Genomic DNA, 16842 nt, shown 5'->3' with positions numbered 1-16842 from the left:
TGGTCGTATGAGCCAGCCCATCCTCGACGGCATGCCGCGGCGCCTCTACGGCGCCACGCCGACGCGGCTGAACACCTGGCTCGACTGCCCGCGCCGCTACCGGTTCACCTACCTCGACCGGCCGCCGCCGCCCAAGGGCCCGCCCTGGGCGCACAACACCCTGGGCGCCGTCGTGCACAACGCGCTGGCCGGCTGGTGGCGGCTGCCCTTCGAGGCGCGGACGGTGCACCGGGCCGGCGCGTTGGTCGACGAGTACTGGACGGCCGAGGGCTTCCGCGACGCCGAGCAGGCCGAGGTCTGGCGGGTCCGGGCGCGCGACATGGTCACCGGGTACGTCGCCAAGCTCGATCCCGACGACGAGCCGCGCGGCGTCGAGCGCACGGTCGGCCTGGTCCACGGCGGCACGTCGCTCACCGGGCGCATCGACCGCGTCGACCAGCGTGGCGACGAGCTGGTCATCGTCGACTACAAGACCGGCCGGCACGTCCTCACCACCGACGACGCCCGCTCGTCGCTGGCGCTCGCCGTCTACGCCGCGGCCGCCTCGCGCACGCTGCGCACACCCTGCAGGCGGGTCGAGCTGCACCACCTGCCGTCGGGCACGGTCGCCGTCTGGGAGCACGACGAGCGCACCCTCACCCGGCACCTCGATCGTGCCGACGGCATCGCGGCCGAGTGCTCCGAGGCCGACGCCGCGTTCAGGGGCGGCGACATCGGCGACGCCCGCTTCCCGCCGCGGCCGTCGTCGCTGTGCGGCTGGTGCGACTTCGTGCAGCACTGCCCCGAGGGCCGGGCGTCGGTGCCCACCCGCGCGTCCTGGGCCGGGCTCGACGGCGGCTGACCCCGTTCCCGTCACGTCGCGTTGACCAGGGTTTTCGCCGGTCGGTCACGTTTATCCGGGCACGCCCGAGTGCATGATCATGCCGGCGGGTCCACCGGAGCGACGTGGTGGCGTACGCTGAAATCCGGTTCCCCCCCCGACCGAGCAGAAGGAGCGCGGATGCCAGGGCGCTACGGCGTCTCGTCCCGATCGGCCTCGCGCCACGTGTCCCGTCGTCGTTCCCGCGCTCGACTCAGGTTCCGCGGTGCCAGGCTGACGGTCCTCAGCTGCTCCGTCGCCACCCTCGCCGGCGTCTTCGGGCTGGCCGGCACCGCCACCGGCCCCGACGTCCCGGCCAGCGCCGGGGTCCTCCCGCCCAGTCAGCGCGATGTCGGCGACATCTCTCGCGGCACCGACCGCGAGCTCGCCGCCAAGACCGTCGGGCCGGTCATGGTCAAGGTGATCCAGGCTCCGCCCGCGGACCCCAACGTGAAGCCCGTGGCGACGGCCCCGCTCCCGGCCGGCAGCGGCTCCGGGCACCGGGTCGTGTTCGACATCACCCAGCAGACGGTCTGGCTCGTCGACGCCGACGACACCGTGGTGCGCACCTACTTCGTCTCCGGCAGCCGCTACGACCAGCTGCCCACCGGCACCTTCGAGGTGTTCTCCAAGTCCCGCGACGCCGTCAGCTGGCACGGCACCGAGACCATGGAGTACATGGTCCGGTTCTTCCGCGGCGAGAACTCCAACATCGGCTTCCACGACCTCCCGGTCGCCACCGCCACAGGCACCGAGGTGCAGACGCTGTCGCAGCTCGGCACGCCGCTGTCCGACGGCTGCATCCGGCAGGACCTCGAGGACGCCGTCGCGCTCTGGGAGCACACCGAGGTCGGCACCCCCGTGGTGGTCGTCCGCACCTGACGCCGTCGCTCCCCGCGGCCCGACGGCGTCCGGCTCACCTGCCGCTGAGGGCGGCCGGGAGCTCCGCGCGGCTGGTGATGCCGAGCTTGGCGTAGATGCGGGCCAGGTGGCTCTCGACGGTCCGGGTCGAGATGGTGAGGCGGCGGGCGATGTCGCGCGAGGAGATGCCCGCGGCCGCCAGCGGGGCGATCTCCTGCTCGCGCCGGGTCAGCGCGACGGTCTGCTGCCGCGGCGGGTTGGTCCAGATGCCGTAGCCGGCCAGCGTGGCCTCGAACGCCGACGTCAGCTCGGCGTCGCCGTCGGCCACGGCGCGGGCGTAGCCGGCCATCGCCTCGGCGCGCTCGAGGCCGTCGCAGCGCTTGGCCGCGGCGGCCATGCGGTCGGCGACGTCGGCCAGCGTGAGCAGCCGCGCCGTCGGCAGGCCGTCCGCCAGGCCGAGCAGTGCCACGTGCAGCGAGTCGATCTCGGCGGGCGGGAGGTCGGACGCGGCGGCGTCGTCGGCGGCGCTCAGGGCCTGGTCGACGGCGTCGCCCTCGCGCCGGGCGAGCCCCACCCACAGCAGCGTCCGCCGTCGGCGCCCGAAGATCGTGGACGACTCGTGCACCGGCTGGCGCAGCGCCTCCTCGCGGAACCGGGCCGCCTCGTCGACGTCGTTCAGCCAGACTGCGGCCTCGGCGGCCAGCGCGAGTACGGCTGGCAGCAGGCCACGCGGGTCGCCCTCGCGCAGTGACGCGAGGGCGCCGCCCAGGTGCCCGGACGCCTCGAACCAGCGGCCTCGGGCCATGGCGATCTGCGCCTCGACCAGGCCCGGCACGTTGCGCTGGTGGTGCACGTGGATGTCGAGGTCGGACTCGTCGGCGTGCATCCGCTCGGCGCCGTCGACGTCGCCGGCGAACAGCCGGATCACCACCGAGGCGGCCCGCAGCGGCATGAGGTACGCCGTCGCCTCGGACAGCGACTCGCGCGCGGCCTCCATGTAGCGCTCGCCGAGGCGCAGGGCCTCGCCCACCCGCCCCGCCCGCGCCAGCGAGAGCTGCACGGGCGCGGCCAGCTGGATCCGGGCCAGCAGCGGCAGGCAGGTGTCGTTCAGGAACTCGACCGCCTCGTCCAGCGGTGCCCCCGTGCTCCCGGAGTTCATCAGCACCGCCAGCCGGTGCCCGCGCAGCACCGCCGACGACTGTGCGCATTCCTGGACCCGGGGGAGTGCCTCGTCGAGCAGCCGGACCGCCGCGGCGGGGTCGGCCAGCCCGTGGAACAGCACGTCGGCGCCGGTGATGGCCACGTGCGCCTCGAGCGCGGCCGGGCGCGCCGACGGCGGCAGTGCGTGGAACTGGTCGAGGTCGGCCTGGGCGCGGTCGATGGCGCCTAGCACGCGGTGCGCCCGGGCCCGCTGCGCCAGCGCGCCCGCCACGACGGCGTCGTCGGGGTCGGCCAGCAGGGCGAGGTCGGCGAACCGGCGCGCGTCGGCGGCCTGCTGCAGGCGGTTGGCCAGGGCGGCGGCCTCGACCAGCAGCTCCGGCTCGGGCACGGACCCGGCCTCGAGCGCCCACGACACCCAGCGCAGCAGGTCCGGCAGCGACGCGTCGTGCGGGCCGGGCAGGTGCCGGACCACGCGCTCGCGCAGCACCCGGCGCCGGCCGGGCGGCACGAGGCTGCGGATCGCCTCGCCGTAGACGGGGTGCGACAGCCGGGCCGACGGCGGTGCGGCGGCGTTGTCGACGACGAGCATGCCGGCGGCGACCAGTGAGTCGACGGCGTCGGTGTCGGCCAGCTCGAACAGCAGCGGCAGCGGCAGCGACTCCGCCAGCGACACGATCTCGAGGACCTCGCGCTCGCCCTCGGGCCGGCGCCGCAGCTCCGCCGTCACCAGCTCGATCAATCGGCCCGGGACGACCGGCCCGGTCCAGGTCCAGACGCCGTGGTTGTTCAGCAGCTCCTCGCGGCTCAGCGCCGCCCGGACCAGCTCGCGCAGGTAGAGCGGGTTGCCGAGGCTGGCCTCCCACATGCGCCGGTCGGTGTCGCGGCCGATGACCCCGCCCAGCGCCTCGCGCAGCAGCAGTGTGGTCTCGGCCCGATCCAGCGGCGCGACGTCGATCCAGCGCAGCCAGCCGTCCTTCCAGAGCGTGACGAGGTCGTCCGGGATGCCCGGGTTGGGCCGGCTGGTCACCAGCAGCCTCGCCTGCTTGGACATGGCGAGCATGCGCAGCACGGCCGCGCTGGCGCCGTCGAGCAGGTGGCCGTCCTCGACGCGCAGGACGACCGGCCGGCCGCCGGCCTCGGCCCGCAGCCGCTCCGCGGCGGCGCGGAACACCGAGATGGGGCTGGCGTCGTCGTGCGCGGCGACGTCGGTGAGCAGCGGTGCCAGCGCGCCGAGCATGACCGGCTGGGCGCGGCTCGGAGATGTGACGGTCACCACATGCGCGGTCTCGAAGACGGCCTCCTCGAGCCGGCCGGCCAGGGTCGACTTGCCCACCCCGGACTCGCCCACGAGCAGCACGCCGTACGCCGTCGCGGGGTCCTCACCGGTCAGGACCTGCAGCGCGGCGGCGTACTCGTCGTACCGGCCGACGAGTGGCCAGTGAGCCAGCGCGTGAGTGACGTGCATGCACGCCTACGCTAGGGCCAGCCGACCATGATCACCGTGATCCGCGCGGAAGAATTTAGGTAATCACTACGGATGCCGCGTTACGCAGGCCTTCGTAGGTTGGGCACAGGTTGTCACCCGGTTCGCCGGGCGCGACAGCTACGGGACGCCGGCGGGCTGGTACCGCGTCGAACTCCCGTCTCGGCCGGACTCACAGGGGGCGCCTGCGACTCGGCCGAGTGGCTTTCCGATGACCGTCGGCACCCTCCACCCCGAGGTCACACCACCCCTGCGCTGGCGGTCATCGGAAGGCACCGGCTCAGCCGGAACCGAAGGGATCCGGTGACCCTCTCCCCCGTGAGGTCACCGGATCCCTTCGTCGTTTCGTCAGCCCGTCAGGGCGTGGTGGTGGAGTCGGTCTCGGGCGCGTGACCCGAGCTGCCGCCGTCGTCGACCGACTGGCCGCCGCGGGTGCGACGGCGCGAGCGCTGCCGGCGGGGCCGGGCGTCCTCGTCGCCGGTGCGGTGGTCGGAGCGGGGCTCGGACCGGTGCTCCGACCGGGCCTGGCCGCCGCCGGACCCGGACGGCTCGCCGCCGCGGGTGCGCCGCCGGCCTCCGCCACGGCGAGCCCTGGGCTGACGGCTCCGGGCCTTGCCGGTCTCGCCGAGGTCCTCGAGCTTCTCGGCGTCGAGGCCGGCGCGGGTGCGCTCGGACCGCGGCAGAGTGCCCTTGGTGCCCGGCGGGATGCCGAGGTCGTGGAAGAAGTGCTCGCTGCTGGAGTACGTCTCGACCGGCTCCGGGTAGGGGAGGTCGAGCGCGTCGTTGATGAGCTTCCAGCGAGTGAGGTCGTCCCAGTCGACGAACGTGACGGCGACCCCCGACGCGCCCGCCCGGCCCGTGCGGCCGATGCGGTGCAGGTAGGTCTTCTCGTCCTCGGGGCAGGTGAGGTTGACGACGTGCGTCACGCCCTCGACGTCGATGCCGCGGGCGGCGACGTCGGTGGCCACCAGCACGTCGACCTTGCCGCTGCGGAACGCCCGCAGCGCCTGCTCGCGCGCGCCCTGGCCGAGGTCACCGTGAACGGCGGCGACGGCGAACCCGCGGTCGCGCAGCTCGTCGGCCATGCGCTGGGCGGCGCGCTTCGTCTGGCTGAAGATCATGCACAGCCCGCGGCCCTCGGCCTGCAGCAGCCGGGCGACCATCTCGTCCTTGTCGAGCTGGTGCGCGCGGTAGACGAACTGCGCCGTCGTGGGCACCGTCTGGGTGTCGTCGGGGGACTCGGCCCGGATGTTGACGGGGTGGCGCATGTAGCGGCGGGCCAGGCCGATGACGGCGGCCGGCATGGTCGCCGAGAACAGCATGGTCTGGCGCAGCTCGGGGGTCGCCGCGATGAGCTTCTCGACGTCGGGCAGGAAGCCGAGGTCGAGCATCTCGTCGGCCTCGTCGAGCACGAGGACCTTGACGTGGCTGAGGTCGAGGTGACCCTGGGCGGCGAGGTCGAGCAGGCGGCCCGGCGTGCCGACGACGACGTCGACGCCCTTGGTGAGCGCGTTGACCTGCGGCTCGTAGGCGCGGCCGCCGTAGAGGGTGGTGATGCGGACCTTGCGCACCGTGGAGGCGGTGGTGAGGTCGCCGTTGACCTGCACGGCCAGCTCGCGCGTGGGGGTGACGACGAGCGCCTGCGGCTTGCCCGGCTCGTTGGCCAGGCCGTAGTCGCGGTCGCCGGGGGCGACGATGCGCTGCAGCAGCGGAATGCCGAACGCGAACGTCTTGCCGGTGCCCGTCCGGGCCTGACCGATGAGGTCGTTGCCGGTCAGAGCCACCGGGATGGCCATCTCCTGGATGGGAAACGCCTCGGTGATGCCGACGCGCTCGAGCGCCTCGGCGATGGGTGGGAACACACCCAGGTCGGTGAAGGTTGTCAGGGCGTCTCGCCTCATTCGTCGCTGGGACCCCGAGGGCTGCGAGACGGCGTGCACGCGAGGGGCTTTCCGGGCCGCGCGCCGACACTGCGGAGTCGGCGGGCCCAGAGGCCGCGTGGAACGCGTACGGACGTCCGGTTCGTCCCCAGGGGGCGCCCGTTTCGCCCGGACGCCATCTATACCATCGTCCAGTGTAACGGCAAGTCCGTTGGAGTGCTGTTCACCGTCATCGGCGCCACGCCGATATCGTGGCGGCGTGAGCGCGAGTGACGCCTTCGACGACCCCGCCTACCGGGCCGGCGTGGTCGACCTGCTGGGCCTGCTGGGCCTCGGCGAGCTGACCGGTTTCGAGCGCATGGCCGTCGACGCCGGGCTGGCGCCGTCGCTGGCCGACAAGGCCGCGCTGGCCGGCATGGCGGTCACCGAGTTCCACCACTTCGAGCGCATCCGCGAGCGCCTCGACGAGCTCGGCGTCTCCGTCGACGAGGCCATGGCGCCGTTCCGGGTGCCGCTCGAGCAGTTCCACGCCAACACCGCGCCGGCCGACTGGCTCGAAGGGCTGGTCAAGGCCTACGTGGGCGACGGCATCGCGGCCGACTTCTACCGCGAGGTCGCCGAGACCGTCGACCCCGCCACCCGGCAGCTGGTCATCGACGTCCTGGCCGACGCCGGGCACGCCGACTTCGCGGTCGAGCGGGTGCGCGAGGCCGTGGCCGCCGACCCGCGGCTGGGCGGACGGCTCGCGCTGTGGGCGCGTCGCCTGGTGGGCGAGGCGCTGGCCCAGGCCCAGCGCGTCGCCGTCGACCGCGACGCCCTGGCCGTCCTGCTGGTGGGCGGCGTCGACCGCCCGGGCATGGACCTCGCCGAGCTCGGTCAGCTGTTCGCGCGCATCACGAAGAAGCACACCGACCGCATGACCAAGCTCGGCCTGTCCGCATAGCCGGCCGGGGCCGGCTACGTCGTCAGACGGTGCCGAAACCGACCCGGCGCTCGACCGGCTCGCCGATCTCGACGTAGGTGAGGTGCTCGGTGCGGACCAGGAGCCGCCGGCCTCGCTCGTCGGCGAGGTCGAGCAGACCGTTGGGGTCGCTGAGTGCCGAGCGGACCGTGCTCTCGATGTCCTTCGGAGACTGGTTGCTCTCGATCACCAGCTCGCGCGTGGCGTTGTGCACGCCGATCTTGACCTCCACGGCCACCCTCTTTTCTCCCCTCGGCCCAAGGACCTGCTTCTCGGTGTGGTCGGCTTCAGGCTAGTCGAGCCGATGCTGCCGCCCGCGACGTGTGCGCCGCCAGCGTAATCGTCAGGCGTGGGGAATACCGTCGCGCTTGGGGAAGCCGCGGATGCCGCGCCAGCCGAGGGCGGCGACGAGCTCGGCCGCGGCCTCGCGCGGGATGCTGCCGCCGGCCGACAGCCAGTAGCGGGCGGTGACCTGCGCGATGCCGACCAGGCCGACGGCGAGCAGGTTGGACTCCTCGGGCGGCAGGCCGGTGTCCTCGGCGATGATCTGGCTGACCTCTTGCGAGCACAGCTCGGTCAGGCGGTCCAGCCGCTCGCGGACGACGGGCTCGTTGGGGAGGTCGGACTCGAACAGCAGGCGGTAGCCGCCGGAGTCGTTGTCGACGAACTCGAAGTAGGCGTTGACCGTCGCGATGACGCGCTGCTTGTTGTCGTCGGTGGACGCCATGGCCCGGTGCAGGGTCTCGAGCAGCTCGTTCTTGCTGGCGTCGAGCAGCGCGACGTACAGCTCGAGCTTGCCGGGGAAGTGCTGGTAGAGCACCGGCTTGCTGACACCGGCGCGGTCGGCGATGTCGTCCATGGCGGCGGCGTGGTAGCCCTGCGCCACGAACACCTCGCGGGCGGCGCCCAGCAGCTGGGCCCGGCGCTGGTCCCGGGGCATGCGGATGCCGCGGGCCGGGATGGCGGGCACGGTCGTCACAGCACTCCTCGGATTGGATATATGTCGGGATCGTATCGTTCCCGGCATCGCGGCCTCAGCGGTAGTCGTCCTCGCCGTAGCCCACCGACTGGTGTTGTTCCTGCGCATCGGCGGGGTCGACCCCGTCGGGAACCGGCCCGTCGCCGTCGTCGTCCAGGGCCTCGGGATCGTCCAGCAGGTCGCGTGCCTGCTCGGTCAGATCGCCCTCGGCGACCTCGGGATCGTCGCTCCAGCGCTCGACCACGGTGCACCTCCCGGGACCTCGGTGTGCTTCTCACCGACCGTACCCGCTCAGCGTTCCCACAGCCGGTCATGTGCCAACATCAGAGGCGTGGAACGAGTCGAGGCCTGGCCGGGAGAGCTGCGGACGCTCTCGACCGGACGGCGCGTGTTCGTCCGACACACCCTGCCCGGGGGCGACGGCGGCAGCGCGGCCGCCGCTGTGGCCGCGCGCGAGGCGACGCCCATCGTCTACGTCCACGGGCTGGGCGGCTCGTCCACCAACTGGACGGCGCTCATGCGCGAGCTGCGCGACGACGCCGAGCAGTGGGCCGTCGACCTGCCCGGGTTCGGCGAGTCACCGCCCGGCGGCCGGCACACCGTCGCCGAGTACGTCGCCGACGTCGTCGCGTTCCTCGAGACGTTCGACCGGCCGGTGCACCTGGTCGCGAACTCCCTCGGCGGCATGATCTGCGTCTACGTGGCCGCTCGCCGGCCCGACCTCGTGCTGACGCTGAGCCTGGTGTCGCCGGCCATGCCGCAGTACCGGCTGCCGTGGGCCGCCCAGGCGACCGCCGTCATGGCCGTGCCCTGGGTCGGCGAGCGGATCCTGCGCACGGCGGCCATGATCCCGGCCGAGCGGCAGGCCGACCGGCTGGCGGCCATGCTGTTCGGAAACCCCGCGGTGGTCCCGGTGGCGGAGCTGACGTTCGCCGCGGAGCAGCGCGACCGCTGGACCGAGAAGCCCTACGCCGACACCGTCCTGCTGCAGGCGCTGCGCTCGATCGTGCGCCACTACACGCAGCCGGGGCGGCAGTCGGCCTGGCGGGCCGCGAGCCACATCCTGCGCCCGACGCTGGTCATCATGGGCGCGCGCGACGCCCTGGTCGGTGCGTGGGGCCGCACGCGGTGGCGGCGGGCGCTGCGCTACGCGCGGCTGGTCTACATGCCCAACACCGGGCACGTCGCGATGATGGAGCACCCGCGCGCCGTCGCCGAGGTCATTCGCGAGTTCCTCCGCGATGCGTCCAGGATCCGGACATCGACGTCCACCAGGCGAACACTCGATCGGGGAATGCCGCACGCCGTGGCACCGTTGGCAGAGGAAAGAACCCACGCCACGAACTGACGGAGCCGATCGTGTCCCTGCCTCCTCTGGTGGAGCCCGCCGCGGAGCTCACTGTCGACGAGGTCCGCCGCTACTCGCGGCACCTCATCATCCCCGACGTCGGCATGGCCGGCCAGAAGCGGCTGAAGAACGCCAAGGTCCTGGTCGTCGGCGCGGGCGGGCTCGGCTCGCCGGCCCTGCTCTACCTCGCGGCCGCGGGTGTGGGCACGCTGGGCATCGTCGAGTTCGACGAGGTCGACGAGTCCAACCTGCAGCGGCAGATCATCCACGGGCAGTCCGACGTCGGCCGGTCGAAGGCGCAGTCCGCGCGCGACTCCGTCAAGGAGGTCAACCCGTACGTCGACGTCGTGCTGCACGAGACGCGGCTCGACAACGACAACGTGCTCGAGATCTTCGCCGGCTACGACCTCATCCTCGACGGCACCGACAACTTCGCCACCCGCTACCTGGTCAACGACGCCGCCGTGCTGCTGGGCAAGCCGTACGTGTGGGGCTCGATCTACCGGTTCGAGGGCCAGGTCAGCGTGTTCTGGGCCGAGCAGGGTCCGAACTACCGCGACCTCTACCCCGAGCCCCCGCCGCCCGGCATGGTGCCGTCGTGCGCCGAGGGCGGCGTGCTGGGCGTGCTGTGCGCGTCCATCGGCTCGATCATGGTCACCGAGGCGATCAAGCTCATCACCGGCATCGGCGACCCGCTGCTGGGCCGGCTCATGATCTACGACGCGCTCGAGATGAACTACACGACGCTGAAGATCCGCAAGGACCCCACGGCCGAGCCCATCACCGAGCTCATCGACTACGAGGCCTTCTGCGGCACGCTGAGCGACGAGGCCGCCGAGGCCGCCGCCGACGCCACCATCTCGGTCGTCAAGCTCAAGGCCTGGCTCGACGAGCGCGAGGCCGGTCAGCGCGACTTCCTCCTCGTCGACGTCCGCGAGCCCAACGAGTACGAGATCAACCGCATCCCCGGCGCGGTGCTCATCCCGAAGGGCGAGTTCCTGACCGGCGAGGCGCTTGAGAAGCTGCCCCAGGACAAGCAGGTCGTCCTGCACTGCAAGTCGGGCATGCGCTCGGCCGAGGCGCTCGCCGTCATCAAGGGCGCCGGCATGGCCGACGCCGTGCACGTCGGCGGCGGGGTGGCGGCCTGGGTCAACCAGATCGACCCGTCCCAGCCCTCGTACTGATCGCTCGGTTCCGCCCGGCCGCCCTCGCCCTCGTGGCGACGGGCGGCCGGTTGCGGTTCCGACCTCGACCTGTTCGATGCCACCGGGTCCATCGACTGCCGGGTGCCGTGCGAGGCGGTGACCGACTGGGCCTCGTACGCCGACCACGTCGCCTGCATCGACGTGACCGCTGAGCGCGAGCTGCCGTTCGAGCAGCTCGAGGGCGATCCTGAGGGCAGCGGATACGTCCCGCGCCGGCCTGGCATCCGCTGGCCGCCGACAGCCCTCTTCACCGTGGACGAGCTCTGACCCCTTGGCACGGCTGGCCACCTCGGGAATCGGGACGAAACGGACACGTGGGCGACGGTGAGCCGTGCCAAGAGCGTGGCCAGCCGTGCCAAGGGGTCAGAGCAGGTCGCGGCGCTGCATCCAGGTCCACAGCACCCAGCCGGGCGCGATCGGCAGCCAGAACGAGACGATGCGGAACACCAGGACCGCAGTCACCGCCGTCGTCGCGCTGACCCCCAGGGTCGTCACGCCGGCGGTCAGTGCGGCCTCGACGGCGCCGAGGCCACCGGGGGTCGGGACCGCCATGCCCAGCGTGTTGCCGACGAGTTGCACGACGGCCATGGCGGCGATGTTCGCGGCGCCGCCGACGGCCAGCAGGCAGGTGTAGAAGCAGAAGATCAGGCTGGCCGACTGCAGCACGATGCCGGCCAGCGCCACCAGCAGTTTGCGCGGGTTGCTCAGCACGTCGAGCAGGCGGGGGAGACCGCGCTCGGCGAACTCGCTCCAGAGCGCGCGCATGCGCACCCGCACGGGCGGGATCAGCGCCAGGACGGTCGCCGCCGCGAGCACGATGAGCACGATGATCAGCGTGTTGAGCGACGGGTCGATGTCCGGCGCGGCCTCGGACCCGGAGACGACGCCGAGGATGCCGATGACGGGGAAGGTGATGGCGACGTTGCCGACCTGGTTGGCGGCGACGCTCGCGGCGGCCAGCGGCGCGGCCACGCCGGCCTTCGTCAGCACCCGGATGTTGATGGCGACGACGCCGACGGTGGCGGGCGCGAACAGCCGCAGGAAGCCCAGCGAGACCTGCGCGCCGAGGACCCGCCAGAACGGCACCTTCTCGGGCACGAACCCGAGCAGCGCGAACGTCGCCCCGATGTAGCTGGTGAACATGAGAACGATGGCGATGAACAGCCAGCGCCAGTCGGTCTGCGACCACAGCTGGGTCAGCGACACGTCCGAGAGCTGGGTGCCGACCAGGTAGACGGCGAAGACCACGCCGACACCCGTGAGCAGCGACAACGGCCGCAGCCGTTGCAGTCGCACCGGTTGGTCGGGCTCCTGGCCGGTGCTGCTGACCAGGGCGTCGCGCAGCTTCGAGAGGACGTCGCGGCGGCCCTTGAGGTCGAGCCGGGTGGAGCGGGCCAGCGCCACCGGCTGCAGCAGCGGGATGGCCGCGCTGACGACGTCGCGCCCGAGCACCCGGATGGCGGTCTCGATGGTGCGGTCGACGCCGACGACGAGGGCGCAGCCGACCAGGGCCTGGGCGAGGTCGGCGCGGATGGCCAGGTCGGGCGCGGCCACCTCTCCGCCGGACGGGTCCAGCAGCCAGACCTTGCCGGCCTCGGAGATGAGGATGGTCCGCCCCGAGAGGCGCCGGTGCGCCACCTCGTTGCGCCGCAGCCGCGCCAGCTGCCGCCACAGGTCCTCGAGCATGTCGTCGCTGACCTCGTCGGCGGTCATCTTGCCGAGGATGGTGCCGGGCACGTGGTCGTAGACGATGGCGGCGGCGTCGGAGCCGATGCGCAGGACGTTGCGCAGCTTCGGCGTGCGGGCGCCGGCGCGCGAGACGGCGAGGGCCTGCAGCGTGATCTGGTTGACGGCGTTGCGCATCGTCACCATCTGCCGCGGCAGCACCTCTTCGCGGGTGCGGATCTGGTCGGCGGCGCGGACGACGACGCCGGCGCCGTCGTTGTCGCGGTCGAGCACGAGGACCCCGAGCGACCCCTGGGTGCTCTCGGCGATGTAGCGGCGGTACTTGTCGACGGGGTCGGCGCGCAGCGCGGTGATGTCGTAGCCGTTGTCGCGCAGGACGGCGGCCACCTTGTGACCGTTGGGCGCGAGCGACGGCTGCCCGCTGACCAGCCGCACCAGCAGGCCGACGGCCCGGCCGACGCCGAGCGAGACCAGCAGGCCGCCGACGGTGACCTCGCCCTGGAACAGCCAGACGGCGAAGCTGCCGGCGATGGCGAACGCGGCCACCTGGCGGATCCGCGGCAGCTGCAGCCGCGAGACCACCGTCATCATGGCGACCAGCAGCGTCGGCATGGCGGGCACGGCGGTGCCGTCGAACCCGTCGACCACCGGCACGAACGTGTCGTGCAGCCGCTCCGGGGCGGGGCCGGCCAGCCAGTTCGACAGCAGCGCCGCCGCGATCGACGCCAGCGCGCCGGCGGCCAGCAGCTCGACCGTCGTGCGCATGCGCCCGCGGATCATCAGGATGAACACCAGCGCGGGCGGCAGGACGAGGCTGGCCAGCTCCGACGCCAGCGCGATGAAGTCGACCGGTCCGCTGGGCACGACACGGTTGAAGTCGGCGAGGTCGGCCGTCAGCCCGGTGAGCGTCCGCTCGGCCACGACGGCGAGCGCCGCCAGCGCCGTCATGAGGACCAGAACGAACACCAGCCGCAGTCCGTCGATGGGGCGCCGGGTACGACGGGGCAGCGGCGGCTCCTCGACCACGATCTTCGGGGTCGAGACCGGCCGCGCGCGCGTCGTCTCGGTCGTCTCGGTCATCGCAGACCGATCGTCGCACGCGACCGTCGGGCACATGGCGACGACCCGCGAGTCAGAGCAGGTCGCGCCGCCGCATCTGCGTCCACAGCACCCAGCCGGGAAGGATCGGCAGCCAGAACGAGACGATGCGGAAGACCAGCACCGCCGTCACGGCGGCCGACGCCGGGACGCCCAGCGTGCTGACGCCGGCGGTCAGCGCGGCCTCGACCGCGCCGAGACCGCCGGGGGTCGGGACGGCGGTGCCCAGCGTGTTGCCGACCAGCTGGACGACCGCGAGGCCGGCCAGGTTCACCGTCTCGCCGACCGCCAGCAGGCAGGCGTAGAAGCAGAGGATCAGCGTGACCGTCTGGCCGAGGATGCCGCCGACGGCCATGGCCAGCTTGCGCGGGTCGGTCAGCACGTCGAGGAGACGCGGCAGGCCGCGCTCGGCGAAGTCGCTCCACAGCTCGCGCAACCGCGCCCGCACCGGCGGGATGATGCCGACGACCGCCGCGGCCAGCAGCAGCCCCAGCACCACGATGAGCGTGCTCGACGACGGCAGCCCCGGCAGCGAGTTGTACCCCGACACGACGGCGAGCACGGCCAGCAGGGGGAACGTGACGGCGACCTGCGCCACCTGGTTGGCCGCGACACTGGCCGCCGCCAGCGGCGCCGCGACCCCGGACTTCGTCAGCATCCGGATGTTCATCGCGACGTTGCCCACCGTCGTCGGCGCCATGAGCCGCAGGAAGCCCAGCGCGACCTGTGCGCTGACGACCCGCCAGTACGGCACCCGCTCCGGCACGAACCCGAGCAGGCCGATCGCCATGGTGAGGTAGTTGGCGAACATCAGCGCGATGGCCACGATCAGCCAGCGCCAGTCGGTTCGCTCCCACAACTCTCCGAACGACACGTCGGACAGCTGGGTGCCGACCAGGTAGACCGCGACCACGGTGCCGACGCCGGTGAGCAGCGACAGCGGCCGGATCCGCTGCAGCCGCAGCGGCTCGGCCGGCGCGCCGAGGCGGTCGACCAGGCGGTCGCGCAGCCGGATCAGCACCTCGCGGTGGCCCTTGACCTGCTGCCGGGTGCCCGGCGTCAGCGCGATCGGCTGCAGCAGCGGGATGGCCGAGCGCACCACGTCGGGCCCGAGCACGTCCAGCGCGGTGTCGACGACGCGGTCCGGCCCGGCGACGATGCTGGCCGCCGTCAGTGCCTGGGCGAGGTCCGTGCGCATCGCGACGTCCGTGGCCGCCAGCTCGCCGCCCGACGGGCTCAGCAGCCAGATGCCGCCGTCGTCGTCGACCTGGATGGTTCGGCCGGACAGCCGCCGGTGCGCGACGTGGCTGCGGCGCAGTCCGCCGAGCTGGGTCCACAGGTCCGTCAGCATGTCGTCGCTGACCTGGTCGGCGGTGAGGTCGCCCAGCGCCGTGCCGTGGACGTACTCGTAGACCAGCGCCGCGGAGTCGCCGTCGATGCGCAGGACGGTGCGCAGCTCAGGGGTGCGGCCGCCGGCCCGGGCCACGGCGAAGGACTGCAGCGCGATGCGGTCGATGGCGTCGCGCAGCGTCAGCGTCTGCCGCGGCAGCACCTCCTCGCGCGTGCGCAGCCGGTCGACGGCGCGCGCGATGGTGCCGGCGCCCTCGTGGTTGCGGTCGAGGACGAGCACGCTGTAGCGGCCCTCGTCCGTCTCGGCGGTGAGCCGCCGGTACTCGCCGGACGGGTCGGCCCGCAGCGCCTTGAGCCCGTAACCGGCGGCCTCGAGCGTCGCGGCGATCCGCTGCCCGCTGGGGGCAACCGACGGCTGGCCGCCGACGATGCGCACCAGCAGTCCCGCCGCGATGCCGATGCTGGTCGAGATGAGCAGCCCGCCGACGGTCGCCTCGCCGCGCAGCAGCTGCACCGCGAAGGTGCCGGCGATGGCGAAGATCGCGACCTGCCGGAACCGCCGCACGTCCAGCCGCGACACGACGGTGACGACGGCGACCAGCAGCGCCGGGTAGGCCGGGACCGGCGTGCCCTCGGTGCCGTCGATGATGGGCACCAGGCTGTCCTGCAGCCGTTGCGGCGCCGGCCCCGTCAGCCACGACGAGACCAGGGCCGCGGCGACCGACGCGGCGACGCCGGCGATCAGCAGCTCGACGGTGGTGCGCACCCGGCCGCGGACCATGAGCACCGCGACCAGCCCGATGGGGATGACGACGCCGGCCAGGTTCGCCGTGAAGTCGATGATGCCGACGACGCTGCCCGGCACGCGCGTGTTGAGATCGGCGAGGTCGGCCGTGATGGCCGTCATGGTCCGCTCGGCGATGATCGACATCGCGACCAGGCCCGTCAGCACGCCGCTCACGATCAGCAGCGACAACACGTCGGCCGGGCGCCGGGTGCGTGGGGGCAGCGGCGGTTCGTCGACCACGATCTCGTCGGCCGACGGTCCCTCTGCGTCCTGGGGTTCGGTCATCGAAGGAGCATCGTCGCACGGCCGCCGCCTGCCCGGACGCCGACCCGTCGGGCACGATGTCCCGATGGACGACGAGTACGCCGAGGCGGTCCTGAGCGTGGTCGAACAGATCCCGCCGGGCCGGGCCATGTCCTACGGCGCCATCGCCGACGTGGTGGGTTCGGCCCTGGGACGGGGCGGGCCGCGGCAGGTCGGCACCGTCATGTCGACGGTCGGCGGGACGGTGGCCTGGTGGCGCGTGGTAACGGCGGCCGGTCGCCCGCCGCGGGGTCACGAGGTCCGGGCACTGACCGAGTTCGCGGCCGAGGGGACGCCCCTGACGAGGGACGGCGAGCGGGTGGATCTTCGGAGAGCTGGTTGGTACCCAGGCCCTGAGTGACGGGGTTGCGCTGAGGGCCCCCGTCCCCCTGCTGCCCAGTGTCTTAGCCGCGGGGACCCGCCTCAAGTCGGCGCCCTCTGTGGTGCTGTTTCGCTGTGGCTTCCGGGGCTTCGACTTGACCCGGGTCCCCGCGGCCAAGAACTCGGCAGCTATCAGGGGGACGGGGGGAGTCTGGCGACGGGTGGATGGCTGTTCCTGGCGGCGGTCGTCTTCAATAGCGCCAGCCGTCTTCTGAGCTCCGGCGGGGGCGCAGAAGACGGTTCCCGCTATTGAAGACGGATCTCCCGACGTGCTGCGTCCACGATGTGGGATTTCGGGGTGTTTTCTGGGCCGCCCACCAGGCTTGTTCCCGCTTCACGAGGTCTGCAGGCCTATGGGTGTGGGAGAAGGCCTGGTGATGTACGCGATCCTTGATGATCATCGCTGTCCACGGCCCGGCGAATCAGGCGAAACGGGCGCGGGAACGGCGAGGCGAGCCCACCTCACACCCCGGCGAGCCCGGCGCGGCTCTGAGACCCTG

The 16842-nt window shown here is 72.8% G+C and carries 14 protein-coding genes; 7 read left to right on the top strand and 7 right to left on the bottom strand.

All coding sequences use genetic code 11. From position 1 onward, the window contains the following. The first annotated feature begins 7 nt into the window (after positions 1-7). Positions 8-841 carry a RecB family exonuclease gene (locus HD601_RS02135; protein WP_184818889.1) on the top strand — a complete coding sequence of 278 codons (834 nt, stop codon included), beginning with the start codon at positions 8-10 and terminating at the stop codon, positions 839-841. A gap of 159 nt (positions 842-1000) precedes the next feature. Next, positions 1001-1741 (top strand): L,D-transpeptidase, encoded by a 741-nt coding sequence (locus HD601_RS02130; protein ID WP_184818887.1) that lies wholly within the window; start codon positions 1001-1003, stop codon positions 1739-1741. Between the two features lie 34 nt (positions 1742-1775). On the opposite strand, the gene HD601_RS02125 is transcribed toward HD601_RS02130, so the two are convergent. Next, a complete protein-coding gene (locus HD601_RS02125) occupies positions 1776-4346 on the bottom strand; it encodes a LuxR C-terminal-related transcriptional regulator (RefSeq protein ID WP_184818885.1) in 2571 nt (856 codons plus the stop codon). A 374-nt stretch (positions 4347-4720) separates the two neighbouring features. After that, positions 4721-6265: a DEAD/DEAH box helicase gene (locus tag HD601_RS02120; protein WP_184818883.1), complete on the bottom strand. Its 1545-nt coding sequence runs from the start codon at positions 6263-6265 to the stop codon at positions 4721-4723. 190 nt (positions 6266-6455) lie between these two features. Between HD601_RS02120 and HD601_RS02115 the strand changes: the two genes are divergently transcribed. Beyond that, positions 6456-7187 (top strand): ferritin-like fold-containing protein, encoded by a 732-nt coding sequence (locus tag HD601_RS02115; protein ID WP_184818881.1) that lies wholly within the window; start codon positions 6456-6458, stop codon positions 7185-7187. A gap of 22 nt (positions 7188-7209) precedes the next feature. Here the strand turns inward: HD601_RS02115 and HD601_RS02110 are convergent, their stop codons facing one another. The 3 genes from HD601_RS02110 to HD601_RS35330 all read right to left on the bottom strand — a co-directional run bounded on the left by HD601_RS02110 (position 7210) and on the right by HD601_RS35330 (position 8428). Next, entirely contained in the window at positions 7210-7437 is a 228-nt protein-coding gene (locus tag HD601_RS02110) for a DUF3107 family protein (protein WP_184818879.1), read from the bottom strand. Between the two features lie 111 nt (positions 7438-7548). Beyond that, positions 7549-8145 (bottom strand): TetR/AcrR family transcriptional regulator, encoded by a 597-nt coding sequence (locus tag HD601_RS02105; RefSeq protein WP_281386428.1) that lies wholly within the window; start codon positions 8143-8145, stop codon positions 7549-7551. A gap of 94 nt (positions 8146-8239) precedes the next feature. Then, positions 8240-8428: a hypothetical protein gene (locus tag HD601_RS35330; protein WP_184818875.1), complete on the bottom strand. Its 189-nt coding sequence runs from the start codon at positions 8426-8428 to the stop codon at positions 8240-8242. A gap of 87 nt (positions 8429-8515) precedes the next feature. Here HD601_RS35330 and HD601_RS34505 point away from each other — a divergent pair, with 87 nt between their 5' ends. The 3 genes from HD601_RS34505 to HD601_RS02085 all read left to right on the top strand — a co-directional run bounded on the left by HD601_RS34505 (position 8516) and on the right by HD601_RS02085 (position 11004). Then, the gene (locus tag HD601_RS34505; RefSeq protein WP_184818873.1) at positions 8516-9532 is read left to right on the top strand and encodes an alpha/beta fold hydrolase; all 1017 of its coding nucleotides are present in this window, start codon (positions 8516-8518) and stop codon (positions 9530-9532) included. Positions 9533-9543: 11 nt separating this feature from the next. Then, complete coding sequence (moeZ, locus tag HD601_RS02090; protein WP_184818871.1) at positions 9544-10716, top strand: adenylyltransferase/sulfurtransferase MoeZ; 1173 nt, start codon at positions 9544-9546, stop codon at positions 10714-10716. 117 nt (positions 10717-10833) lie between these two features. Beyond that, positions 10834-11004: a hypothetical protein gene (locus HD601_RS02085; protein ID WP_184818870.1), complete on the top strand. Its 171-nt coding sequence runs from the start codon at positions 10834-10836 to the stop codon at positions 11002-11004. 96 nt (positions 11005-11100) lie between these two features. On the opposite strand, the gene HD601_RS02080 is transcribed toward HD601_RS02085, so the two are convergent. Beyond that, positions 11101-13503: a flippase-like domain-containing protein gene (locus HD601_RS02080; protein ID WP_184818869.1), complete on the bottom strand. Its 2403-nt coding sequence runs from the start codon at positions 13501-13503 to the stop codon at positions 11101-11103. A 52-nt stretch (positions 13504-13555) separates the two neighbouring features. Continuing rightward, the gene (locus tag HD601_RS02075) at positions 13556-15943 is read right to left on the bottom strand and encodes a lysylphosphatidylglycerol synthase transmembrane domain-containing protein (RefSeq protein ID WP_184818867.1); all 2388 of its coding nucleotides are present in this window, start codon (positions 15941-15943) and stop codon (positions 13556-13558) included. 64 nt (positions 15944-16007) lie between these two features. On the opposite strand from HD601_RS02075, the gene HD601_RS02070 reads away from it, so the two are divergent. Then, positions 16008-16322: an MGMT family protein gene (locus HD601_RS02070; protein ID WP_184818865.1), complete on the top strand. Its 315-nt coding sequence runs from the start codon at positions 16008-16010 to the stop codon at positions 16320-16322. Positions 16323-16842: the final 520 nt, after the last annotated feature.

The sequence above is a fragment of the Jiangella mangrovi genome (assembly GCF_014204975.1).
In the GTDB taxonomy this organism is placed as follows: Bacteria; Actinomycetota; Actinomycetes; order Jiangellales; family Jiangellaceae; genus Jiangella; species Jiangella mangrovi.
This window is presented reverse-complemented; position numbering and strand designations above follow the sequence as displayed.

What these genes read in the sequence shown, in the direction of transcription:
- HD601_RS02135 (WP_184818889.1), top strand. Translation starts at nt 8, where the DNA reads ATGAGCCAGCCCATCCTCGACGGCATGCCGCGGCGCCTCTACGGCGCC.
- HD601_RS02130 (WP_184818887.1), top strand. Translation starts at nt 1,001, where the DNA reads ATGCCAGGGCGCTACGGCGTCTCGTCCCGATCGGCCTCGCGCCACGTG.
- HD601_RS02125 (WP_184818885.1), bottom strand. Translation starts at nt 4,346, where the DNA reads ATGCACGTCACTCACGCGCTGGCTCACTGGCCACTCGTCGGCCGGTAC.
- HD601_RS02120 (WP_184818883.1), bottom strand. Translation starts at nt 6,265, where the DNA reads ATGAGGCGAGACGCCCTGACAACCTTCACCGACCTGGGTGTGTTCCCA.
- HD601_RS02105 (WP_281386428.1), bottom strand. Translation starts at nt 8,145, where the DNA reads ATGCCCCGGGACCAGCGCCGGGCCCAGCTGCTGGGCGCCGCCCGCGAG.
- HD601_RS02080 (WP_184818869.1), bottom strand. Translation starts at nt 13,503, where the DNA reads ATGACCGAGACGACCGAGACGACGCGCGCGCGGCCGGTCTCGACCCCG.
- HD601_RS02075 (WP_184818867.1), bottom strand. Translation starts at nt 15,943, where the DNA reads ATGACCGAACCCCAGGACGCAGAGGGACCGTCGGCCGACGAGATCGTG.
- HD601_RS02070 (WP_184818865.1), top strand. Translation starts at nt 16,008, where the DNA reads ATGGACGACGAGTACGCCGAGGCGGTCCTGAGCGTGGTCGAACAGATC.